Source organism: Streptomyces viridosporus, assembly GCF_002078235.1.
GTDB lineage: Bacteria > Actinomycetota > Actinomycetes > Streptomycetales > Streptomycetaceae > Streptomyces > Streptomyces viridosporus.
This window is the reverse complement of record NZ_MSGP01000794.1, coordinates 1-2,745: the sequence shown is the minus strand read 5'-3', so window position 1 is coordinate 2,745 and position 2,745 is coordinate 1. Positions and strand designations below refer to the sequence as shown.

Here is a 2,745-nt window from a genome sequence, read left to right as displayed (position 1 = left end):
TCCTCGATCAGCAGCACCCGCCGCGGGTGCTGCTGATCGAGGAGCACGCGGAGATCGCGCTGGCGCTCACCGCGACGCTGGAGCGGCGCGGCATGCAGGTGGCGCGGGCCGGGAGCGACGCCGACGCGGTGGCGCTAGCGGGGCAGTTCCGGCCGAACCTGGTGGTGCTGGACCTGATGCAGGTGCAGCGGCGGCAGGCCGGGTCCGCCGGGATCATCGACTGGCTGCGGGCGAACGGGCAGCTCAACCGCACCCCGCTGGTCGTCTACACCGCCGCCGTCGACCAGGCCGACCTGCCGCGGCTGGCGTCCGGCGAGACGGTGCTGTTCCTCGCGGAGCGGTCCACCAACGACGAGGTGCAGGCCCGGATCGTCGATCTGCTCGCGCGGATCGGCACCAACTGACGCCGGGCCGCCCGCGCACGTCGCCGGGCCGCCCGCGCACGTCGCCGGGCCGCCCGTGCCCGTCGGCGGGCCGGCGGGCGCGGGGCACGGACGTGCGCCGGGCGGTGGGCGGGAGTGCCGCCCACCGCCCGGCGCGTGCGGTCCGGGCCGGGGTCAGATCCGGCTGACGTCCAGCGCGCCCTCGGCGTACTGCCTGCGCAGCACCTTCTTGTCGAACTTGCCCACGCTCGTCTTCGGCACCGACTCGATCACCGTCCAGCGCTCCGGGAGCTGCCACTTGGCGATCCCGCCCTCCTCCTGGAGGAAGGCGCGCAGGACGGCGAAGTCGGCGGTGGCGCCCTCCTTGAGGACGACCGTGGCCAGCGGGCGCTCGCCCCACTTGTCGTCCGGGACGGCGACGACGGCGGCCTCGGCGACGTCCGGGTGGGCCATCAGCGCGTTCTCCAGCTCGACGGAGGAGATCCACTCGCCGCCGGACTTGATGACGTCCTTGGCCCGGTCGGTCAGGGTGAGGAAGCCGTCGGGGCTGATGATGCCGACGTCACCGGTCTTGAGCCAGCCGTCCTCGCTGAACTTGTCGGCGGGGCGCAGGGGTTCGGCGCCGGGGCCGTTGTAGTAGGCGCCCGCGATCCACGGGCCGCGCACCTCCAGCTCGCCGGCCGACTCGCCGTCCCAGGGGAGGCGCTCGCCGCCGGGACCGGTGAGGCGGGCCTCGACGCCGGCCGGGAAGCGGCCCTGGGTCAGCCGGTAGGCGAACTCCTCCTCGGTGCCCACGGCGTGGGCCGGCGGCCGGGCGATGGTGCCGAGCGGGGAGGTCTCCGTCATGCCCCAGGCGTGGCAGACCCGCATGCCGAGCTTGTCGAACGCCTCCATCAGGGAGGGTGGGCAGGCCGAGCCGCCGATGGTGACCTGGGTGAGGGCGGAGACGTCCCGGGGCCTGGCGGTCAGCTCGGCGAGCAGGCCCTGCCAGATGGTGGGGACGGCGGCGGCGTGGGACGGCCGCTCGCTCTCGATCATCCCGGCGAGCGGCGCGGGCTGCAGGAAGCGGTCGGGCATCAGCATGTTGACGCCGGTCATGAAGGTGGCGTGCGGCAGGCCCCAGGCGTTGACGTGGAACTGCGGGACCACGACCAGCGAGGTGTCCCGGTCGGTCAGGCCCATCGACTGGGCCATGTTGACCTGCATGGAGTGCAGGTAGATCGAACGGTGGCTGTAGACCACGCCCTTGGGGTCACCGGTGGTGCCGGAGGTGTAGCACATGGCGGCGGCGGCGCGTTCGTCCAGCTCCGGCCAGTCGTACGCGGTCGGCTTCCCGGCGATCAGGTCCTCGTACTCGTGCACCTGCACGGAGGCGTCCGCCAGCGCGGAACGGTCCCCGGGGCCGGAGACGACCACGTGCTCGACGGTCTTCAGGTGCGGCAGCAGCGGAGCGAGCAGCGGGATCAGCGAACCGTTGACCAGGACCACCCGGTCGGCGGCGTGGTTGACGATCCACACGAGCTGCTCGGGCGGGAGGCGGAGGTTCAGGGTGTGCAGGACGGCGCCCATGGAGGGGATCGCGAAGTACGCCTCCACGTGCTCGGCGTTGTTCCACATGAGGGTGGCGACCCGGTCGTCGCCGGCGACGCCGAGGTCCTCGCGCAGGGCGTGTGCCAGCTGGGCCGCGCGGGCACCGATCTCCGCGTAGGTGCGGCGGTGCGGTTCGTCCTCGCCGGTCCAGGTGGTCACCAGTGACGTCCCGTGGATCGTCGACCCGTGCGTCAGGATCCTCGAGATCAGCAGCGGTACGTCCTGCATGGTGCTCAGCACGGCGTCCTCCTGGGCGACATTGCCTACGCGGCGGTAAGGGTTGCGCTGATTCTGCGCACATACCACGCGGTATGTCACTAGGGAGCGGCGATCGATCACGCCCCGAGGCAGGACAATTTCCCTCAAGAGCGAACAAATCCCAGCTCGGGGTCGTCGCGCAACTTGCCCAGCGCCCGTGACACGGCCGACTTCACCGTGCCCACCGACACCCCGAGCACCTCGGCCGTCTGCACCTCGCTCAGGTCCTCGTAGTACCGCAGGACGACCATCGCCCGCTGCCGTGCGGGCAGCCTCATGATCGCCCGCCACATCGCGTCGCGCAGCGCCTGCCGCTCGGCCGGGTCGTCGCCGCCGGGCACCGGGTCCGGCTCGGGCAGCTCGTCGCAGGCGAACTCGTCCACCTTGCGCTTGCGCCACTGCGAGGTCCGCGTGTTCAGCAGGGCCCGGCGCACATAGCCGTCGAGCGCGCGGTGGTCCTCGATGCGCTCCCAGGCGACGTACGTCTTGGCGAGCGCGGTCTGCAGCAGGTCCT

Annotated in this window: 3 protein-coding genes; 1 reads left to right on the top strand and 2 read right to left on the bottom strand. The window is 72.3% G+C overall.

Features of this window, described 5'->3' with window-relative positions; genetic code table 11:
* Positions 1-404, top strand: a 404-nt coding sequence (locus B7L92_RS37615) for a response regulator (protein WP_143626491.1), incomplete at its 5' end; no start/stop codon positions are given.
* A gap of 153 nt (positions 405-557) precedes the next feature.
* Here the strand turns inward: B7L92_RS37615 and B7L92_RS37610 are convergent.
* On the bottom strand, positions 558-2,213 hold the full coding sequence (locus B7L92_RS37610) for a long-chain fatty acid--CoA ligase (RefSeq protein ID WP_004986134.1): 1,656 nt from the start codon (positions 2,211-2,213) through the stop codon (positions 558-560).
* A gap of 122 nt (positions 2,214-2,335) precedes the next feature.
* On the bottom strand, positions 2,336-2,745 hold a 410-nt coding region (locus B7L92_RS37605; protein WP_107501740.1), incomplete at its 5' end, for a SigE family RNA polymerase sigma factor.